A 17,592-nucleotide genomic window follows, 5' to 3' on the forward strand; every position below is an offset into this window, starting at 1 on the left:
TGAGGAATTTGCGGGTAAAAGAATATCGGTTAGTTTGTTAAATCGCTGATCAATCATGAATTTTCGCTGATAAATTAGGTGAATTCTCAGATAAAACGTAATTTTTCGCCGATAAATGGGCTGTTATGATGTTCGTTAAAATCAATCTTATTTGCGAAAGTGGTGAGTTTATTTGCGAAAAGCACCTGTTTATTTGCGAAAGTGGCTACTTTATTTGCGAAACTAGTCCATTTATTTGCGAATTGAATTTTCAGATAGAAATGTTTAGATCCTCCGTATTATTCCGAGGACTGAATCGAATTTAATTTTTTGGAAAAAACTACCCTTATTCGTAACAATTTCGTTTTAGAAAGAGATAAATATATGAGCCGCCACCATGGAGCTCTTGGGGGGATAAACATGGGTCATCACCACCATCACGGTCATTCGCATGGACACAGCCACGGACACGGCCATTCACATACTAGCAACAAAAAAGCTTTATTAAGTTCCTTTATTCTGATTGCTGTGTTTATGGTTGTCGAAGTAATCGGCGGGATACTTACAAACAGTTTGGCGCTATTGTCAGATGCGGGCCACATGCTCAGTGACGCCGCGGCATTGGGCCTGAGTTTCTTCGCAATTAAGCTTGGTGAAAAGCAGGTTTCGCAGGAAAAAACCTATGGATATAAACGATTTGAAATCATTGCGGCAGCACTGAACGGCTTAACGCTGATTGTCATTTCTTTGTTTATTTTCTATGAAGCTATCCAGCGCTTTTTTACACCACCGGAAGTGCAAAGCACGGGGATGCTGGTCATTTCGATAACGGGATTGGTTGTAAACATCATTGCTTTCTTGATTTTAATGCAAGGTGACAAGGAAGAAAATTTGAATGTTAGAAGTGCTTTCTTGCATGTGATTGGTGATATGCTCGGTTCAGTCGGGGCAATTATTGCGGCACTCCTCATTATGTTTTTCGGCTGGGGCATTGCCGACCCGATTGCCAGCGTCATAGTTGCTGCGCTGATCCTAGTCAGCGGATTTCGTGTAACAAAGGACTCTTTCCATATTTTAATGGAGGGTGCCCCAACGCAAATAGATATAATTCAAGTGAAAAAGGCGCTCAGGCGGATCCCGCTCGTGAAGGAAGTCCATGATTTGCATATTTGGACGATTACATCCGGATTTCCGGTCTTAAGCTGTCATATTACCATTTCTGATGAAGGAGTTCACGATGAAATCCTATCGCAGTCACAGCGAATCCTTCATGACGATTTCCACATCGAACATAGCACCATTCAGGTCGAAAAAGAAGCAAATGGCTGTCCAAGTCCGCATGGGACCTGTAACTGAAGTCATATAAAAATAAATAAAAACTCCGAAAAGACATCTAATTTTCTAGATGTCTTTTTGCTGTCTGTAGAGGTGACGCTCTTGATCGCTTAATATTAAAATAGATACTGCTGAAAACATTTATTGAAATAGTAGTAATTTCATATTATAATACCAATTATTACCTATATAATATATATTAAGACTGATTTTGCGAGGTTATAGAATGAGAGAAAAAAAACTATTGATAATTTTTGCCATTTTATTATGTAGTACCTTATTTTTTGGAATTAATACTGTACCTGCAAAAGCGAGTGGAAATCAAGATGGAATACCGATCCTTATGTACCACCATATTTTAAAAAAGAGTGAGAATGGTCAACCCCAAAATGCTAGTATTCTTAATCTTGAAGCTTTTGAAGAGCAAATGAAGTATTTAAGCGAGCAAGGCTATTATACTGCCACATTATCTGAGTTCGCCGCTTATATGAACGGCCAGATTAGTCTTCCAAATAGGACGGTTGTCATCACTTTCGATGATGGATATAAATCAAATTATTTATATGCCTATCCTGTTTTGAAAAAATACGGATTAAAAGCCGGTCTCTTCCTGGTGACGAGCTGGATTTCAGATAAGCCGGTTACGTTTAATCCTACAGGTCTTCAGTTTTTAAGCTGGCCGGAGTTAAATGAGATGAGAGGCGTGTTCGAATACGGAGGTCATACGAATGCTCTTCATTATACAAACAAAGGGGTCCCAGCATTATTAACTGAATCAGAACAAGTTATTTTAAAAGACTTCGAGACTAGCAGAAAAATAGTAAACACTCCATTCTTTGCATACCCCTATGGAGGACATAATAAGCGAACGACTGAACTAGTCAATATGTCAGGTTATAAATTTGCGTTTACCACCACACCAGCAAATGCGAAAAGTGGAAATAACTCATATGAAATTGGCAGAAAAGCGGTAGGGCCTTCTACAACTATGGCGGCCTTCAAAGAAATGGTGAAAAGCGGCTCCTCTATTGAGGGGTGGACAAGGTCAGGAACTAAATGGTATTACTTGGATGCGAATGGTGCCAAACAGACCGGCTGGTTAAAATGGGGCAGATACTGGTTCTATTTGGATCAAAGCGGTGCAATGAAGACTGGTTGGGTCAAATCAGGCAGCTCCTGGTACTTTTTTGAGAACAGCGGCATAATGTTAACAGGCTGGAATAAGCAGGGGGCTAATTGGTACTATTTTGACCAAAGCGGAGCGATGAGAACTGGCTGGGTGAAATCGGATGGAACCTGGTACCTCTTAGAACAAAGCGGAGCGATGAGAACGGGCTGGGTGAAATCAGATGGGAACTGGTATTACTTAGGGTCAAACGGGGCGATGAAAACCGGCTGGGTGAAATCAGATGGAACCTGGTATTACTTGGAGCCAAGCGGGGCCATGAAAACCGGCTGGGTGAAATCAGATGGAACCTGGTATTACTTGGAGCCAAGCGGAGCGATGAAAACCGGTTGGGTTAAATCGGATGGATATTGGTACTTCTTAGAGCCAAGCGGAGCGATGAAAACTGGCTGGTTGAAATCAGATGGAACCTGGTATTACTTGGAGCCAAGCGGAGCGATGAAAACTGGCTGGCTGCAATCTGCAGGGGATACTTACTACCTTGATGGCGGCGGTTCCATGAGAACGGGCTGGGCAGCTGTTAGTGGAAAGTGGTATTACTTTGAAAATAATGGAGTCAGAAAAACCGGCTGGTTAGAAACATCCGAAGGCAAATACTTCCTCAACAATGATGGAACAATGGCCACCGGCTGGATTCAAACTAAAGAGAAATGGTATTACCTTTACAGCACAGGACTAATGGCCGTAAACACTGAAATCGATGGCTATCAAATCGGTTCAGACGGCACGAGGGTAGAGGTGCCTGTAGAGGTACCTGACACCCAAACCACCCCTTGAAACTTAAATAAAGTGGGGAAGCAGTTAATGGTGCCTGTCACCCAAACTACCCTTTGAAATTTAAATATAGTGGAAAGCAGCTAATGGTGGCTGTCACGGCCTTCATTTAAACCTTATTTGGATGTACAGTGTGAACGCACGTACTCACCCAAATAAGGTTTTTTATGCATTTTTCTTTATCTCTCGAGTTTATTTGGTAAAATGTTCTTTGTTCGTTAAGAATATAATGACCACAAATTTGAGGGGGGATACTGTTGAAAAAAACAGTCAATCCGCTGGACAAGCGTTTCAAAATCGCCCACAGGGAAGCTCTAATCGGAGTTGTCCTCGTGATCATCAATTTTATCTGGTGGTATGGGTTTGCTTACGGACTCGGTTCCACCAAGGTTGAAAAGTATACATACATTTTTGGTTTACCGGCATGGTTCTTTTACAGCTGTATTGCCGGATTTATCGTCATGGTCATACTCGTGATTTTGACGGTGAAATTTTTATTTAAAGAAGTTCCCTTCGATGAAGAAGAGGGGGACCTGAAATGAATTGGGCTGTCATCACACCGTTACTTATTTTCCTTCTGATCATCTTTGCTGTAGGGTTTTGGTCAAACAAATTTGTCCTGAAATCCAATTCGTTCCTAGAAGAATACTTTCTAGGTGAACGGCAAATGGGCGGCTTCATCCTCGCAATGACGATGGTGGCAACCTATGGCAGTGCAAGCAGCTTTATTGGCGGCCCAGGTATCGCCTATACCCAAGGGCTAGGCTGGGTGCTGCTGGCCATGGCCCAGCTGGCAACCGGTTATTTTACGTTAATGGTTTTAGGAAAGAAATTTGCCATCGTGTCGCGGCAATACAAGGCGATCACCCTCATCGACTTTCTTAAAGAACGGTATAAAAGTAAAACCGTTGTCATCGTATCAGCGGCAAGTATCATTATCTTTCTTTTTTCATCGATGACCGCCCAATGGATTGGCGGGGCGCGGCTTGTTGAATCGCTAACAGGCTTACCGTATACAACGGCTTTATTGATCTTTGCCTTTTCCGTTCTCGTCTTTGTCATAGTGGGCGGATTTCGCGCAGTGGCCCTTACAGATGCCGTTCAGGGTGTCGTAATGTTTATGGGAACACTTATTCTTCTGATAGCCACCATTAAAGCAGGCGGAGGAATCCCGAAGATTATCTCTGATTTAGCAGCAGAAAATCCAAATTTAATCACTCCCTTTGGTGCTGAGCGAAATCTCACTCCCGCCTATGTTTCTTCTTTTTGGATATTAGTAGGGATTGGTGTGGTCGGGCTGCCGCAAATAACGGTAAGAGCAATGTCCTATAAAAACTCTAAAGCCATGCACAGCGCCATCATTATTGGAACCATTGTTGTCGGCTTCATCATGCTCGGCATGCATCTTATCGGCGTTTTCGCAAGACCGGTCCTTCCGGGGGTAAAAATCGGTGATACCGTCATGCCAATGCTATCCATGAAGGTCCTGCCGCCGTTTGTGGCCGGAATTGTCCTCGCTGCCCCAATGGCGGCCATCATGTCGACAGTCGATGCCCTGCTGATTTTGGTGAGCTCCGCATTAGTTAAGGATGTTTATTTAAATTACATCAAGCCCGATGCCGGGGACGATCAAGTGAAAAAGGTCAGCTTTAGTGTAACAGCGATCATTGGCATCTTGGTCATTCTTCTGGCATTGAGTCCGCCTGATTTAATTGTGTGGTTGAATTTATTCTCTTTTGGCGGTCTCGAGTCCGTCTTTATCTGGCCCGTTATTTTAGGACTGTATTGGAGTAAAGGAAATAAATACGGGGCCATCACCTCGATGATTTTAGGGATGGGTTCTTATATTCTACTAGATCGATTTTATCCGAATGCATTCGGGCTCCATACGGTTGTCATGCCAATCGTGCTTTCATTGCTTGGATTTGTGGCAGTCAGCCTCGTTTCCAATCAAAAGGGTGATGTTAGACATGTCGAGCTCGAAAAGTAGTTCAACTTTTTGTTGCAATTTTGTTAATAAATTTCTAGAATGAATAAACAGAAATCTTTAAATAAGGTGGGAGCCCATTGATAAGCGTTATTCAATTTTTATCGGCAATTATTTTGCCAGGGTTACTAGTCTTACTTTTTACAAGGGTCACTTACAATCGTCTCATCGGCCTTGTCTTAACCATTGCACTCATCGCTGCGTCTGCCTATAAAGGTTATACCACCAACTTTCTGCTCATCGTGATTGATGCCTTCTCGTTAACAGCCGGCTTCTGGCTGGCGGCAAAAATGAAACCGCGAGCAGTGAAAAGGAGTTAGTTTCCTTAACAAGTCTGTCCATATCGGCAGGCTTTTTTGCTTTTTAAAAAATAAAAACGAATACTAGTTCGCATATTATTGGTTTGTTTTTGGGTGAATGTGGTAGAATGTTAATATGCAAATTTAGAGAATACACTTTCCAGCGCTATCCCGGTCGCTAAAACAAGTTTTTCAAGCTGTAAAGTGACTTTTTTAAAACGGGAGGAAACTTTAATGAAGGACCAATTTGAATTAGTGTCAAAATACTCGCCACAAGGAGATCAGCCAGCGGCCATCCGCGAGTTAGTGGAAGGCATTAAGCAAAATAAACGCCATCAAACACTCCTTGGCGCCACCGGTACGGGGAAGACATTTACCGTTTCAAACGTAATTAAAGAGGTAAACAAACCAACCCTTGTCATTGCCCACAACAAAACACTGGCCGGTCAGCTTTACAGCGAGTTCAAGGAATTTTTCCCAAACAATGCTGTTGAGTATTTTGTCAGTTACTATGATTACTATCAGCCGGAAGCCTACGTTCCACAGACAGATACATTCATTGAAAAAGATGCCAGCATCAACGATGAGATTGATAAACTGCGCCACTCGGCGACCTCATCCTTATTTGAGCGGAAGGACGTCATTATCATTGCCAGTGTCTCTTGTATATACGGCTTAGGTTCGCCGGAAGAATACAGCGAGATGGTGCTGTCACTTAGAACCGGTATGGAGATTGAGCGCAATCAACTGCTGCACCGGCTCATTGATATCCAATATGAACGGAATGATATTGATTTTAAGCGCGGGACGTTCCGTGTCCGCGGTGACGTCGTCGAGATTTTCCCGGTTTCCCGTGATGAACATTGCATGCGTGTCGAATTTTTCGGTGATGAAATCGAACGCATTCGCGAGGTCGATGCCCTTACCGGTGAAATAATCGGCGAACGCGAGCACGTGGCCATTTTCCCGGCATCCCACTTCGTAACAAGAGAAGAGAAAATGCGAGTAGCAATCGAGAATATTGAAAAAGAACTGGAGGAACGGCTTGCCGTCCTTCGAGCTGACGATAAATTGCTTGAAGCACAGCGGATTGAACAGCGTACCCGTTATGACCTGGAAATGATGCGGGAAATGGGCTTTTGCTCGGGAATCGAAAATTACTCGCGCCATTTAACATTAAGGCCTGCCGGTTCCACACCGTATACCTTGCTCGATTATTTTCCGGAAGATTTCCTGATGATTATCGATGAGTCGCATGTTACCCTGCCGCAAGTCAGAGGGATGTTCAATGGTGACAAAGCACGGAAACAGGTGCTTGTGGACCATGGCTTCCGTCTGCCGTCAGCACTTGATAACCGGCCTCTCACCTTTGATGAATTTGAGAAGCATGTACACAATGCTATTTTTGTTTCAGCCACCCCTGGGCCGTATGAGCTGGAGCATACCCCGGAAATGATTCAACAAATCATTCGCCCGACCGGACTGCTTGACCCTACACTTGAAGTTCGTCCAATTGAAGGGCAAATTGATGACTTGATTGGTGAAATTCAGGATCGAGTGAAGAAAAATGAACGGGTGCTTGTGACGACTTTGACGAAAAAAATGTCAGAGGATTTAACGGATTACTTAAAAGAAATCGGCATTAAAGTTCAATACTTGCATTCGGAGGTCAAGACACTTGAGCGGATTGAAATTATTCGTGAACTGCGCCTCGGAAAATACGATGTTTTGATCGGAATCAACCTGCTTCGAGAAGGCTTGGACATACCAGAGGTTTCGCTCATTACCATTCTCGATGCGGACAAAGAAGGCTTCCTCCGTTCCGAGCGTTCCTTAATCCAAACAATCGGCCGTGCCGCTCGGAATGCAAATGGGCACGTCATTATGTATGCGGACCGAATAACGGATTCGATGGAGAAGGCGATCAGTGAGACGAAACGGCGCCGTGAGATCCAAGAGGCATATAATAAGAAACATGGCGTCACACCTCAGACGATTCAAAAGGAAATCCGTGATGTCATACGCGCCACGCATGCGGCTGAGGAACAGGAAAAGTATAAACCAGCTGCATCGTTTAGCAAGATGAGCAAGAAGGAAAGAGATAAACTGATTGCAACAATGGAAAAAGAAATGAAGACCGAAGCCAAAGCGCTTAATTTTGAACGAGCGGCCGAGCTTCGTGATTTACTATTAGAGTTGAAAGCGGAAGGATGACGTATAGAAATGGCAATGGAAAAACTGATCGTGAAAGGCGCCAGAGCCCACAATTTGAAAAATATTGATGTCACCATTCCGAGAGATAAGCTTGTTGTCGTGACGGGACTTTCCGGTTCAGGAAAGTCTTCGCTCGCATTTGATACAATTTATGCTGAAGGACAGCGGCGGTATGTCGAATCACTTTCGGCCTATGCCCGGCAATTTCTTGGCCAAATGGATAAGCCAGACGTTGACGCGATTGAGGGCCTATCCCCGGCCATTTCGATCGATCAAAAAACAACAAGCCGGAACCCGCGCTCAACAGTCGGGACGGTGACCGAAATCTATGATTATTTACGATTATTATATGCAAGAGTTGGGCATCCAACTTGCCCGATTCATCATATTGAAATTTCTTCACAAACGATTGAGCAGATGGTCGACCGGATTCTCGAATATTCGGAACGGACGAAAATGCAAATCCTCGCCCCGGTTGTTTCCGGGAGGAAAGGAACGCATGTGAAGGTCTTCGAAGATGTGAAGAAGCAAGGCTTTGTTCGGGTCCGCGTTGACGGAGAAATGGTGGATATCGGCGATGAGATTGAACTTGAAAAAAATAAAAAGCACTCGATCGAAGTGGTCATCGACCGAATCGTCGTCAAGGATGGCATTGCTGCAAGGGTGGCTGACTCGCTTGAAACGGCGTTGAAACTAGGCGAAGGAAAGGTAATTGTCGACGTCATCGGTGAAGAAGAGCTATTATTCAGTGAAAACCATGCTTGTCCGCTCTGTGGTTTTTCCATCGGAGAGCTCGAGCCGCGAATGTTTTCCTTCAACAGCCCATTCGGTGCCTGCCCTGAATGCGACGGGCTCGGCTCCAAGCTCGAAGTCGATGTCGATCTCGTTATTCCCAATAAGGATCTAACGCTCAAACAGCATGCAATTGCCCCATGGGAGCCGACGAGTTCACAGTATTACCCTCAGCTCCTGGAGGCCGTCTGTAATCATTTCGGGGTGGATATGACGATTCCAGTTAAGGACATTCCTGAACACCTATTGGAAAAAGTACTTTACGGCTCTGGTCGTGAAAAAATTTACTTTCGCTATGAGAACGATTTTGGCCAAATCCGTGAGGGGCATATCGAATTTGAAGGTGTCATCCGTAACGTGGAACGCCGCTTTAAGGAGACAAGCTCTGATTATATCCGTGAACAAATGGAAAAATACATGGGTCAGCAGCCATGTCCCACTTGTAAAGGCTACCGTTTGAAAAAAGAAACCTTAGCGGTATTGATAAACGGTCGTCATATTGCCAAAGTGACAGACCTTTCGATTGAGGAAGCCTATCAATTTTTCTCTGAATTACAGCTTTCGGAAAAAGAAATGCAAATTGCCAAGCTGATTTTTCGTGAAATCAAGGAACGCCTTGGCTTCTTAATTAATGTCGGCCTAGATTATTTAACGTTGAGCCGAATGGCTGGTACGTTGTCCGGCGGTGAGGCCCAGCGGATTCGCTTGGCAACGCAAATTGGTTCGCGTTTAACCGGTGTGTTATACATTTTGGATGAGCCGTCCATCGGTCTTCATCAGCGTGACAATGACCGATTAATCGGCACACTGCAAAGCATGCGCGATATCGGCAACACCTTGATTGTCGTCGAGCACGATGAAGACACGATGCTCGCCGCCGATTATTTGATTGATATCGGCCCGGGTGCTGGTATCCATGGCGGTGAAATTGTCTCGGCCGGAACACCTGCCGAAGTAATGGCGGATCCGAACTCGTTGACGGGCCAATATTTGTCCGGAAAGAAATTTATTCCGCTGCCATTGGAACGCCGAAAGCCAGATGGCCGCTATATTGAAATCAAGGGCGCGTCCGAAAACAATTTAAAAAATGTCAATGCGAAGATTCCACTTGGGCTGTTTATCGCTGTTACCGGTGTGTCGGGGTCAGGAAAAAGTACGCTGATTAATGAAATCCTTCATAAATCGCTGGCACAAAAGCTTCACCATGCAAAAACCAAGCCCGGTGAACATAAGAGCATCAAAGGGATTGATTATTTAGAAAAAGTTGTTGATGTGGATCAGTCGCCAATCGGACGGACACCGCGCTCCAACCCGGCCACCTATACCGGTGTATTTGATGATGTTCGCGATGTGTTTGCGACCACGAATGAAGCAAAGGTCCGCGGTTACAAAAAAGGACGCTTCAGTTTTAATGTGAAGGGCGGCCGCTGTGAGGCCTGCCGCGGCGACGGGATTATCAAAATTGAAATGCACTTTTTGCCTGATGTTTATGTTCCTTGTGAAGTATGCCACGGGAAGCGCTATAATCGTGAAACGCTGGAAGTGAAATACAAAGGGAAAAACATTTCCGATATTCTTGATATGACCGTTGAAGCTGCAGTTGAATTTTTCGAAAACATTCCAAAAATCAGCCGCAAGCTGCAGACGATTTTGGATGTCGGACTTGGATATGTTAAACTCGGCCAGCCGGCGACAACGCTGTCCGGAGGTGAGGCCCAGCGTGTGAAGCTTGCCTCAGAGCTGCACCGTCGTTCAAATGGTAAATCGTTCTACATTTTGGATGAACCGACGACCGGACTGCATGTTGACGACATTTCACGTTTGCTTGTTGTGTTACAGCGCTTGGTCGAAAATGGCGATACCGTATTGGTAATCGAGCACAATCTTGACGTCATCAAGGCCGCCGATTACCTAATCGACCTCGGTCCTGAAGGTGGCGACAAGGGCGGAACGATTATCGCCACCGGAACACCAGAAAAGATTGCAGAAACCCCCGCGTCATATACCGGAAAATACTTAAAGCCAATCCTTGAGCGGGATCGGCTGCGAATGAAACAGCAAATTGATGATAAAAGTGCTGTAAAGGCATAAATTATGAAGAAGAGTCGATGAATTCGACTCTTTTTTTGCTTTTTAAGGAGTTGAACTCTTGGTTTTTATGAGTTTGGAGGAATTCCATCGAAGTTTGGCGGAATTCCGCGCCAGATTGGTGAAAATGCTCCCCTCTGTCCGGCAATTCACCCCCGAAATAATGTGTTTCGCGGAATAAATGGTAAAGTCCGCGGAATTCTCGCAAAAGTTCGCGGAAATAACTCAAAAGTTCGCGGAATAAACCTGAAAGTCCGCGGAATAACCACAAAAGTCCGCGGAATCCCACGCCAATCAGGGAGACTCGTCCCGCCAAAACCCCCTGCAAAACTTTTTTAAAAAAAATACCGGACATTTCGGCCAGATTTATAGAAACTTTTTACTTTCCCATGCGTACATAAAAGATAGGGGTGATGAACGAAATGGAAACAAGAAAAGTACTTTCAAGTTTGTGTTATTTCAGTATATTTTTCGCCGGATTTATTTTTCCACTTGCTGTCTATATTGCGACTGGAGATGATGCGACGAAAAGGCATGCCAAGAAGTCATTATTATCGCATTTAATTCCGCTTATTCCGACACCGCTTATCATATTTGCTGCGTTTTATGATTTTACCAATATTCGAGATACTGTTCCTGCTTTTACGATCATTAGCGTCGTGGTGCTGGTCATCATTTGGATTGTTGTTGTGATTTGGAACATTGTCAAAGGCGTAAAGGTGCTCCTGGCTGAATAAGTTAGTAGTGGAAAAAATTATATATCTGAGGTGGGAAAGATGAAAGAGGAAAAAAAACGAATTCTGCAAATGGTCGAAGAAGGAAAGCTGAAGGTGGACGAAGCGTTATCGCTGCTCGATGAACTGGAAAAGGCAAAGCAAACGATGGAGCAGAAGCAGGAACAAATGGTGAACGAGCTTTCGACGGCAGTACAATTTGAAGAAGCAAAAAAAGAGGACCCTTTCCATGCGAAATCCCAATCAACAAAGGATAAGATTTTTGAATTTGTCGATTCAGCATTGAAAAAAATTAAAGATTTTGATTTTGATCTAAACTTCGGCCAATCCGTTGATATCTCTCATATTTTCCATCATGGCGAAGTAGATTTAAAAGATATGGACATCGATGTCGCCAATGGTTCCGTGAGGCTCGCCCCCTGGGAGCAGCCGGACGTTAGGATTGAATGCCAGGCAAAGGTATACCGGGTGGACAATCAGGATCAGGCCCGGCAGAACTTTCTCCGCGATGTGCTTTTTACCGTTGAACACCAAAAATTGCGGTTTAGCACGCAGCAAAAATGGATGAAGGTTGAGGCAATCATTTATGTGCCCAAAGCGCAATATGAACGAGTAAGGATTCGCATGTTTAATGGCGGGGTTACCGGTGAAGAAATGAATGTCCATGACCTTCGGGTAAAAACCGCAAATGGAAAAATAAACCTCCATCACATAAACGGAAAAAAGGCAGAGGTGGAAACGGCAAACGGGAAAATCGCGGTTACCGGCAGCCAAATTAATGAAGTGGAAACAGAGACCATTAACGGTGCGATTCAACTTGATGGCGATTTTAGAAAGGTAGCTGCAGAGGCGTTCAACGGAAATATCAGCGTAAACCTGCTGGGGAATCGCTCCGAATGGATTCAAACAAAAACGACCACTGGAGGCATTGACCTTTTTGTCCCAGAGGGAGTGCCGGTGAATGGCGAACTCAAGACAAATCTTGGCGGATTTAATGTGAAGCTTATAGGTGTTCAGGTGCTCGAGGAAAAAAGCGAAATGATTCAAAAATCGCTTCGCTTTCAATCGGTTAACCATCCTGATAAAATGATGAGAATCTATGCCGATACGAAAACAGGCTCGATTACGATTCACAAATCACTAGAAGAATAAACAGGGGACGTTGAAGATGAGATGGCTGATTGGATGTTTGATTAATGCAGTTATATTTATAGCACTTGCAGGCTATTTTCACGAAAGCTTTCAACTAAATGGTTTTTGGGCTGCACTTCAGGCGAGCATTTTATTATCCATCTTAAATGTGCTGGTGCGTCCGCTCCTAATTTTATTTACACTACCGGTGACGGTTTTAACGATGGGCCTGTTTTTATTTGTTATCAACGGGATTACGCTGGAACTGACCGATTATTTAATGGGCGATGCCTTTGAAATCCACGGCTTCACGATGGCCCTGTTTTTTGCGGTGCTGATGTCGCTTGTTAACATCATTATTCAAAAAACCATTCTGGAGCCATCACGAAAAGCGAAAAATTAATGGCAAAAGGTGCACACCATTTTCGACCGGTCTGCACCTTTTCCTTTTCTTCAGGTTTTTTGAACAACTTCATTTGGTTCTTATTCAAAGAATGGTAAAATAAGAGGAAATGATTTTTCTCATATTTTTAAAATTCGATTACTGTCTAGCTCTAGAAGTCATCGGCTCGGATCATATGCCAATCCGTTATGAAGGTGAAATGACGGATGATCACCGATAAGCTGGCGCCTAAAGCTTTTCAAATAAGGAGGAAGCTTCTTGCCTAAAGTACGCACCAAAGATATAATGGAAAAATTTCAACTTGAATTGGTCAGTGGTGAAGAAGGGATTAACCGCCCCATTCCCACAAGTGATATTTCCCGGCCGGGAATTGAAATAGCCGGCTATTTCGAATTTTATCCAGCGGAACGAATCCAGCTGCTAGGAAAAACAGAATTATCATTTTTTGAAGAGCTGCCTGAAGGGGAACGCATTTCCAGAATGGAACGGTTATGTACCGATATCACGCCGGCAATCATCGTCACAAGGGATATTGAGGTACCGGTGGAGTTAGTAGAGGCAGCAGAGCGGGAATCTGTTCCTGTTTTAAGGACAAGCATGAAGACCACTCGTTTTTCTAGCCGTCTAACCAATTTTTTAGAGAGCAAGCTGGCACCGACAACAGCAGTCCACGGCGTATTGGTGGACGTTTATGGAATTGGTGTGTTAATTACCGGAAAAAGTGGTGTGGGTAAAAGTGAAACGGCGCTGGAGCTCGTTAAGCGCGGCCATCGCCTTGTTGCCGATGATTGCGTGGAAATCCGTCAGGAAGATCAGGATACGTTAGTCGGCACATCACCGGATTTAATCGAGCATTTATTAGAAATCCGCGGCCTCGGGATTATCAACGTGATGACACTTTTCGGTGCCGGTGCGGTCCGCAGCAATAAACGCATCACGCTGATCATGGATTTAGAAATCTGGGATTCCAAAAAGCAATACGACCGCCTTGGTCTCGATGAGGAGAAAATGAAGATTATTGACACAGAAGTCACGAAGCTGACCGTTCCAGTTCGCCCTGGACGGAACCTGGCTGTCATTATTGAAGTAGCAGCGATGAATTTCCGTCTTAAACGAATGGGTGTGAATGCTGCGCAGCAATTTACCGAGCGGCTTTCAGATGTGATTGAAGATGGGGAACATGAAGATATGTAAGGGGAGAAGAGAGTATGAATGAAACGTTTCAGCCGCTTAACCCAATTGCCTTTTCGCTTGGCCCGATTGACGTGCACTGGTATGGGATTATTATTGGCTCCGGCCTGGCGCTTGCGCTGTTTCTGGCCATTAGAGAAGGAAACCGCCGCGGCCTTCCAAAAGACACGTTTGCCGATTTGATGCTGTGGGCAATTCCGATAGCGATTATTTCGGCACGGATCTATTATGTGATTTTTGAATGGAAGTATTATGTCAATCACCCGGCAGAGATCCCGCAAATTTGGAACGGCGGGATTGCGATTCACGGAGCATTAATTGGTTCCGTCCTAACGACGTTAGTTTTCGCCAAAAAACGAGGCATTTCCTTTTGGAAAATTACCGACATTGCGGCGCCAAGTATTATTCTCGGACAGGCAATTGGCCGCTGGGGGAACTTCATGAATCAGGAAGCCCATGGCGGTGAAGTGACCAGGTCATTCCTTGAGAACCTGCATTTACCGGATTTTATTATCAATCAAATGTATATTAATGGCACGTACTATCACCCAACCTTTTTATATGAATCCATCTGGGACTTTGCCGGCTTTTTCCTATTAATCTTGCTTCGCCGTGTGAATTTTCGCCGCGGAGAGCTTTTCCTTTCTTATGTCATTTGGTATTCGATTGGCCGCTTTTTCGTGGAAGGATTGCGGACGGATAGCTTAATGCTCGGCAGCCTGCGGATGGCGCAAACGATTTCGATTGCCCTGATTGTTGTGGCCGTGGCGATTATTCTTTATCGCCGGACAAAGAAGCAGTCGGAAACACGCTACTTAGATCAAACTAATTAAGAGGGAGAACGGGGAAATGCTATTCAGCTCATTAAAAAAGGGGTTCCTGGTTGGTTTAAAGACAACATGGACATTAGGGAAAATTATTTTTCCGGTTACCCTTATTGTGGCATTGCTGCAGTATACACCAGTTTTGCCATGGGTTATAAAAATGGTTTCACCGCTGATGAAACTGCTTGGGTTGTCAGGGGATGCTGCGATTCCACTTGTACTCGGGAATTTCCTCAACCTTTATGCCGCGATCGGTGCGATTCTCACGCTGGATTTTTCGGTAAAAGAAGTGTTTATCTTAGCGGTAATGCTGTCCTTTTCCCATAATTTATTCATCGAATCCAGCGTGGCGATGAAAGCCGGCGTAAAGCTGTGGGTCGTTCTGGTCACAAGGCCGGGGCTTGCCCTCCTTTCTGGCGTCGTCATTAATCTAGTTTGGCGTGGCGGTGGGGAGACCGCGAAGTATGGTTTAATTCAGCCGAGCACGTCACCGCCAGATGGTGTTGTGGAGATTTTGACAGAGGCGATTCAAAAAGCAGGGCTGGGGATTTTTCAGCTAGCGATGATTGTCATCCCGCTTATGGTGGTAATTCAAATTTTAAAAGATTTACAATGGTTAAATAAATTTTCCAAAACAATGTCTCCAATCACGAAAACGCTTGGCATGAAGGAAAATACCTCAACAACGATGGCCGCCGGTTTATTATTCGGCCTAGCATATGGTGCAGGGGTGATGATCCAAGCTGTGAAAGAGGATGGAGTCAGCAAAAAGGATATTACCCTGGCGTTTATTTTTCTAATGGCCTGCCATGCGGTTGTTGAAGATACCTTAATCTTTGTTCCGCTCGGCATCCCGGTGCTGCCGCTGTTTTTAATCCGGCTTGGTGTGGCGGTTGTGTTAACCTTAGTGGTCGGTACGATTTGGAAACGCTCGGGGCTAGTAAAAGGAAAGGATGCAACATATGAACAACAAAATTACGACAATTCTCTTTGATTTAGATGGGACATTAATTGATACGAATGAATTAATTATTACCACCTATTTGCATACGCTTGAAAAATATTATCCTAGCAAGTATAGCCGCGAGGATGTTTTGCCGTTTATGGGTCCGACTCTCCACGAAGCATTTAGTACGATTGATCCGGAACGTGTGGAGGAGATGATCGTGGAATACCGGACATTTAATCTCGCAAATCATGATGCGCTTGTGAAAGAATTTGAAGGGGTATTTGACACCGTTCAAACATTATTCGAAAAAGGCTACAAACTCGGAATTGTCACAACGAAACGTCATGACACCGCTTTGAAGGGTTTGCGTCTGACAAACCTTGATCAATTTTTTGAAGTAGTTGTTGCACTCGATCATGTGAAAAAAGTAAAGCCTGATCCCGAACCTATTTTTACTGCGCTAGAGCAGATAGAGGCTGTACCGGAAGAAACTCTCATGGTCGGCGACAATTTTCATGATATTTTAGCAGGGAAAAATGCCGGCACTTTGACTGCAGGTGTCGCCTGGTCAATTAAAGGCAGAGATTACATTGCAAAATACGAACCGGATTACATCCTAGACCACATGCATGACCTATTAAACATCCTCGGAGAGTGAGAATATGAGGAATACGACCCGCTACCCGGTCACAGGAGCCAACTCCCTATGGCACGTCTACAAGACCGTGCCATTTTGGAAGGTTGTTAAAAATTTTATCGTGATTCAGCTGGCCCGTTACACGCCATTTTTAGGGATGAAGAATTGGCTTTACCGCGTGTTTTTAGGGCTAAAGGTGGGCGAGCAAACTTCCTTCGCCTTGATGGTAATGCTGGACGTTATGTTTCCGGAAAAAATAAGCGTCGGCCGCAATACGGTCATCGGCTACAACACAACCATCCTTGCCCATGAGTATTTGATTAAGGAATACCGGCTCGGAGCCGTTGCGATTGGCAGCGAGGTCATGATTGGCGCGAACTCCACGATTCTCCCCGGGGTGACAATTGGCGATGGTGCCATTGTCTCTGCCGGGACGCTCGTGCATAAGGACGTTCCCGCAGGTTCGTTCGTCGGCGGCAACCCAATGCACGTAATTTATACGAAAGAAGAAATGGCTGCGCGTTGGGCGGATGATCCGATTTATGGTAGGGAAAAATAGTTTGAAAAGAGCTCGGTTTACATGCAACCGGGTTCTTTTTTGTATGGAAAAAGCTAAGTTGGCGGAATAACCAGGTTAATTGGCGGAATTCTGTCCTAGTTTGGCAGAAATCCAGCCGAGTTTGGCGGAAAAAACCCGAATTTTGGCGGAATTCCAGCTCAAGTTGGCGGAATCCCGAGGCAAGGTGATACAAAAAAGGATAACCCGGCTTGGAATCACTATAAAAAGTAACTTAAAAGGGGTTTGACGGTATTCTTGCTCAGTTTGGCGGAATAAAACCAAAAGTTGGCGGAATTCTAGTCAAAACCCGCGGAATTAATCGCAAAGTCCGCGGAATAAATACGAATTCCCGCGGAATAAATCCAAAAGTCCGCGGAATTCACCTTCAGCAACAATCCTAAATACCGAAGATTTTTTCATTGACGAAACGAAAACCAAAGGGTAAACTACTAATTATTAACTTTAATTCACTACCAATTTAGCAGACTAAAGCAAACGAAAAGAAAAGGG

Annotated in this window: 16 protein-coding genes; 15 read left to right on the forward strand and 1 reads right to left on the reverse strand. The window is 44.5% G+C overall.

The window, feature by feature from the left end:
• Positions 1-399 precede the first annotated feature (399 nt).
• The 7 genes from ACIQXV_RS19510 (at position 400) to uvrA (ending at position 10,657) form a co-directional block, all read left to right on the forward strand.
• On the forward strand, positions 400-1,335 hold the full coding sequence (locus ACIQXV_RS19510; protein WP_402961276.1) for a cation diffusion facilitator family transporter: 936 nt from the start codon (positions 400-402) through the stop codon (positions 1,333-1,335).
• A 205-nt stretch (positions 1,336-1,540) separates the two neighbouring features.
• A complete protein-coding gene (locus ACIQXV_RS19515) occupies positions 1,541-3,277 on the forward strand; it encodes a polysaccharide deacetylase family protein (RefSeq protein ID WP_402961278.1) in 1,737 nt (578 codons plus the stop codon).
• 254 nt (positions 3,278-3,531) lie between these two features.
• Positions 3,532-3,816 carry a YhdT family protein gene (locus ACIQXV_RS19520; RefSeq protein WP_402961279.1) on the forward strand — a complete coding sequence of 95 codons (285 nt, stop codon included), beginning with the start codon at positions 3,532-3,534 and terminating at the stop codon, positions 3,814-3,816.
• On the forward strand, positions 3,813-5,264 hold the full coding sequence (gene panF / locus ACIQXV_RS19525; RefSeq protein WP_402961281.1) for a sodium/pantothenate symporter: 1,452 nt from the start codon (positions 3,813-3,815) through the stop codon (positions 5,262-5,264). The genes ACIQXV_RS19520 and panF overlap by 4 nt, the downstream gene beginning before the upstream one ends.
• Positions 5,265-5,341: 77 nt before the next feature.
• Positions 5,342-5,581 carry a CsbA family protein gene (locus ACIQXV_RS19530; RefSeq protein WP_402961282.1) on the forward strand — a complete coding sequence of 80 codons (240 nt, stop codon included), beginning with the start codon at positions 5,342-5,344 and terminating at the stop codon, positions 5,579-5,581.
• Positions 5,582-5,794: 213 nt separating this feature from the next.
• A complete protein-coding gene (gene uvrB, locus ACIQXV_RS19535; RefSeq protein ID WP_402961284.1) occupies positions 5,795-7,774 on the forward strand; it encodes an excinuclease ABC subunit UvrB in 1,980 nt (659 codons plus the stop codon).
• A 9-nt stretch (positions 7,775-7,783) separates the two neighbouring features.
• Complete coding sequence (gene uvrA / locus ACIQXV_RS19540) at positions 7,784-10,657, forward strand: excinuclease ABC subunit UvrA (protein ID WP_402961286.1); 2,874 nt, start codon at positions 7,784-7,786, stop codon at positions 10,655-10,657.
• Position 10,658: 1 nt separating this feature from the next.
• On the opposite strand, the gene ACIQXV_RS19545 is transcribed toward uvrA, so the two are convergent.
• Positions 10,659-10,970, reverse strand: a complete 312-nt coding sequence (locus ACIQXV_RS19545; protein WP_402961288.1) for a hypothetical protein — start codon at positions 10,968-10,970, stop codon at positions 10,659-10,661.
• Positions 10,971-11,076: 106 nt separating this feature from the next.
• Here ACIQXV_RS19545 and ACIQXV_RS19550 point away from each other — a divergent pair, with 106 nt between their 5' ends.
• From ACIQXV_RS19550 to ACIQXV_RS19585, 8 genes are all read left to right on the forward strand, one after another.
• Positions 11,077-11,391, forward strand: coding sequence for a magnetosome magnetite crystal formation protein family (locus ACIQXV_RS19550; protein ID WP_402961290.1), 315 nt, complete (start codon positions 11,077-11,079; stop codon positions 11,389-11,391).
• 39 nt (positions 11,392-11,430) lie between these two features.
• Complete coding sequence (locus ACIQXV_RS19555) at positions 11,431-12,540, forward strand: DUF4097 family beta strand repeat-containing protein (protein WP_402961292.1); 1,110 nt, start codon at positions 11,431-11,433, stop codon at positions 12,538-12,540.
• A 16-nt stretch (positions 12,541-12,556) separates the two neighbouring features.
• A complete protein-coding gene (locus tag ACIQXV_RS19560) occupies positions 12,557-12,922 on the forward strand; it encodes a phage holin family protein (protein WP_402961294.1) in 366 nt (121 codons plus the stop codon).
• Positions 12,923-13,180: 258 nt separating this feature from the next.
• Positions 13,181-14,116 (forward strand): HPr(Ser) kinase/phosphatase, encoded by a 936-nt coding sequence (hprK, locus tag ACIQXV_RS19565; protein ID WP_402961296.1) that lies wholly within the window; start codon positions 13,181-13,183, stop codon positions 14,114-14,116.
• A 14-nt stretch (positions 14,117-14,130) separates the two neighbouring features.
• Complete coding sequence (lgt, locus tag ACIQXV_RS19570; RefSeq protein WP_402961298.1) at positions 14,131-14,946, forward strand: prolipoprotein diacylglyceryl transferase; 816 nt, start codon at positions 14,131-14,133, stop codon at positions 14,944-14,946.
• 16 nt (positions 14,947-14,962) lie between these two features.
• Entirely contained in the window at positions 14,963-15,931 is a 969-nt protein-coding gene (locus ACIQXV_RS19575) for a nucleoside recognition domain-containing protein (protein ID WP_402961300.1), read from the forward strand.
• Positions 15,900-16,544: a pyrophosphatase PpaX gene (gene ppaX / locus ACIQXV_RS19580; RefSeq protein ID WP_402961302.1), complete on the forward strand. Its 645-nt coding sequence runs from the start codon at positions 15,900-15,902 to the stop codon at positions 16,542-16,544. The genes ACIQXV_RS19575 and ppaX overlap by 32 nt, the downstream gene beginning before the upstream one ends.
• Before the next feature lie 4 nt (positions 16,545-16,548).
• Positions 16,549-17,082: an acyltransferase gene (locus tag ACIQXV_RS19585; protein WP_402961304.1), complete on the forward strand. Its 534-nt coding sequence runs from the start codon at positions 16,549-16,551 to the stop codon at positions 17,080-17,082.
• Positions 17,083-17,592: the final 510 nt, after the last annotated feature.

The organism is Neobacillus sp. NPDC097160, from assembly GCF_044762155.1.
Lineage (GTDB): Bacteria > Bacillota > Bacilli > Bacillales > Cytobacillaceae > Neobacillus.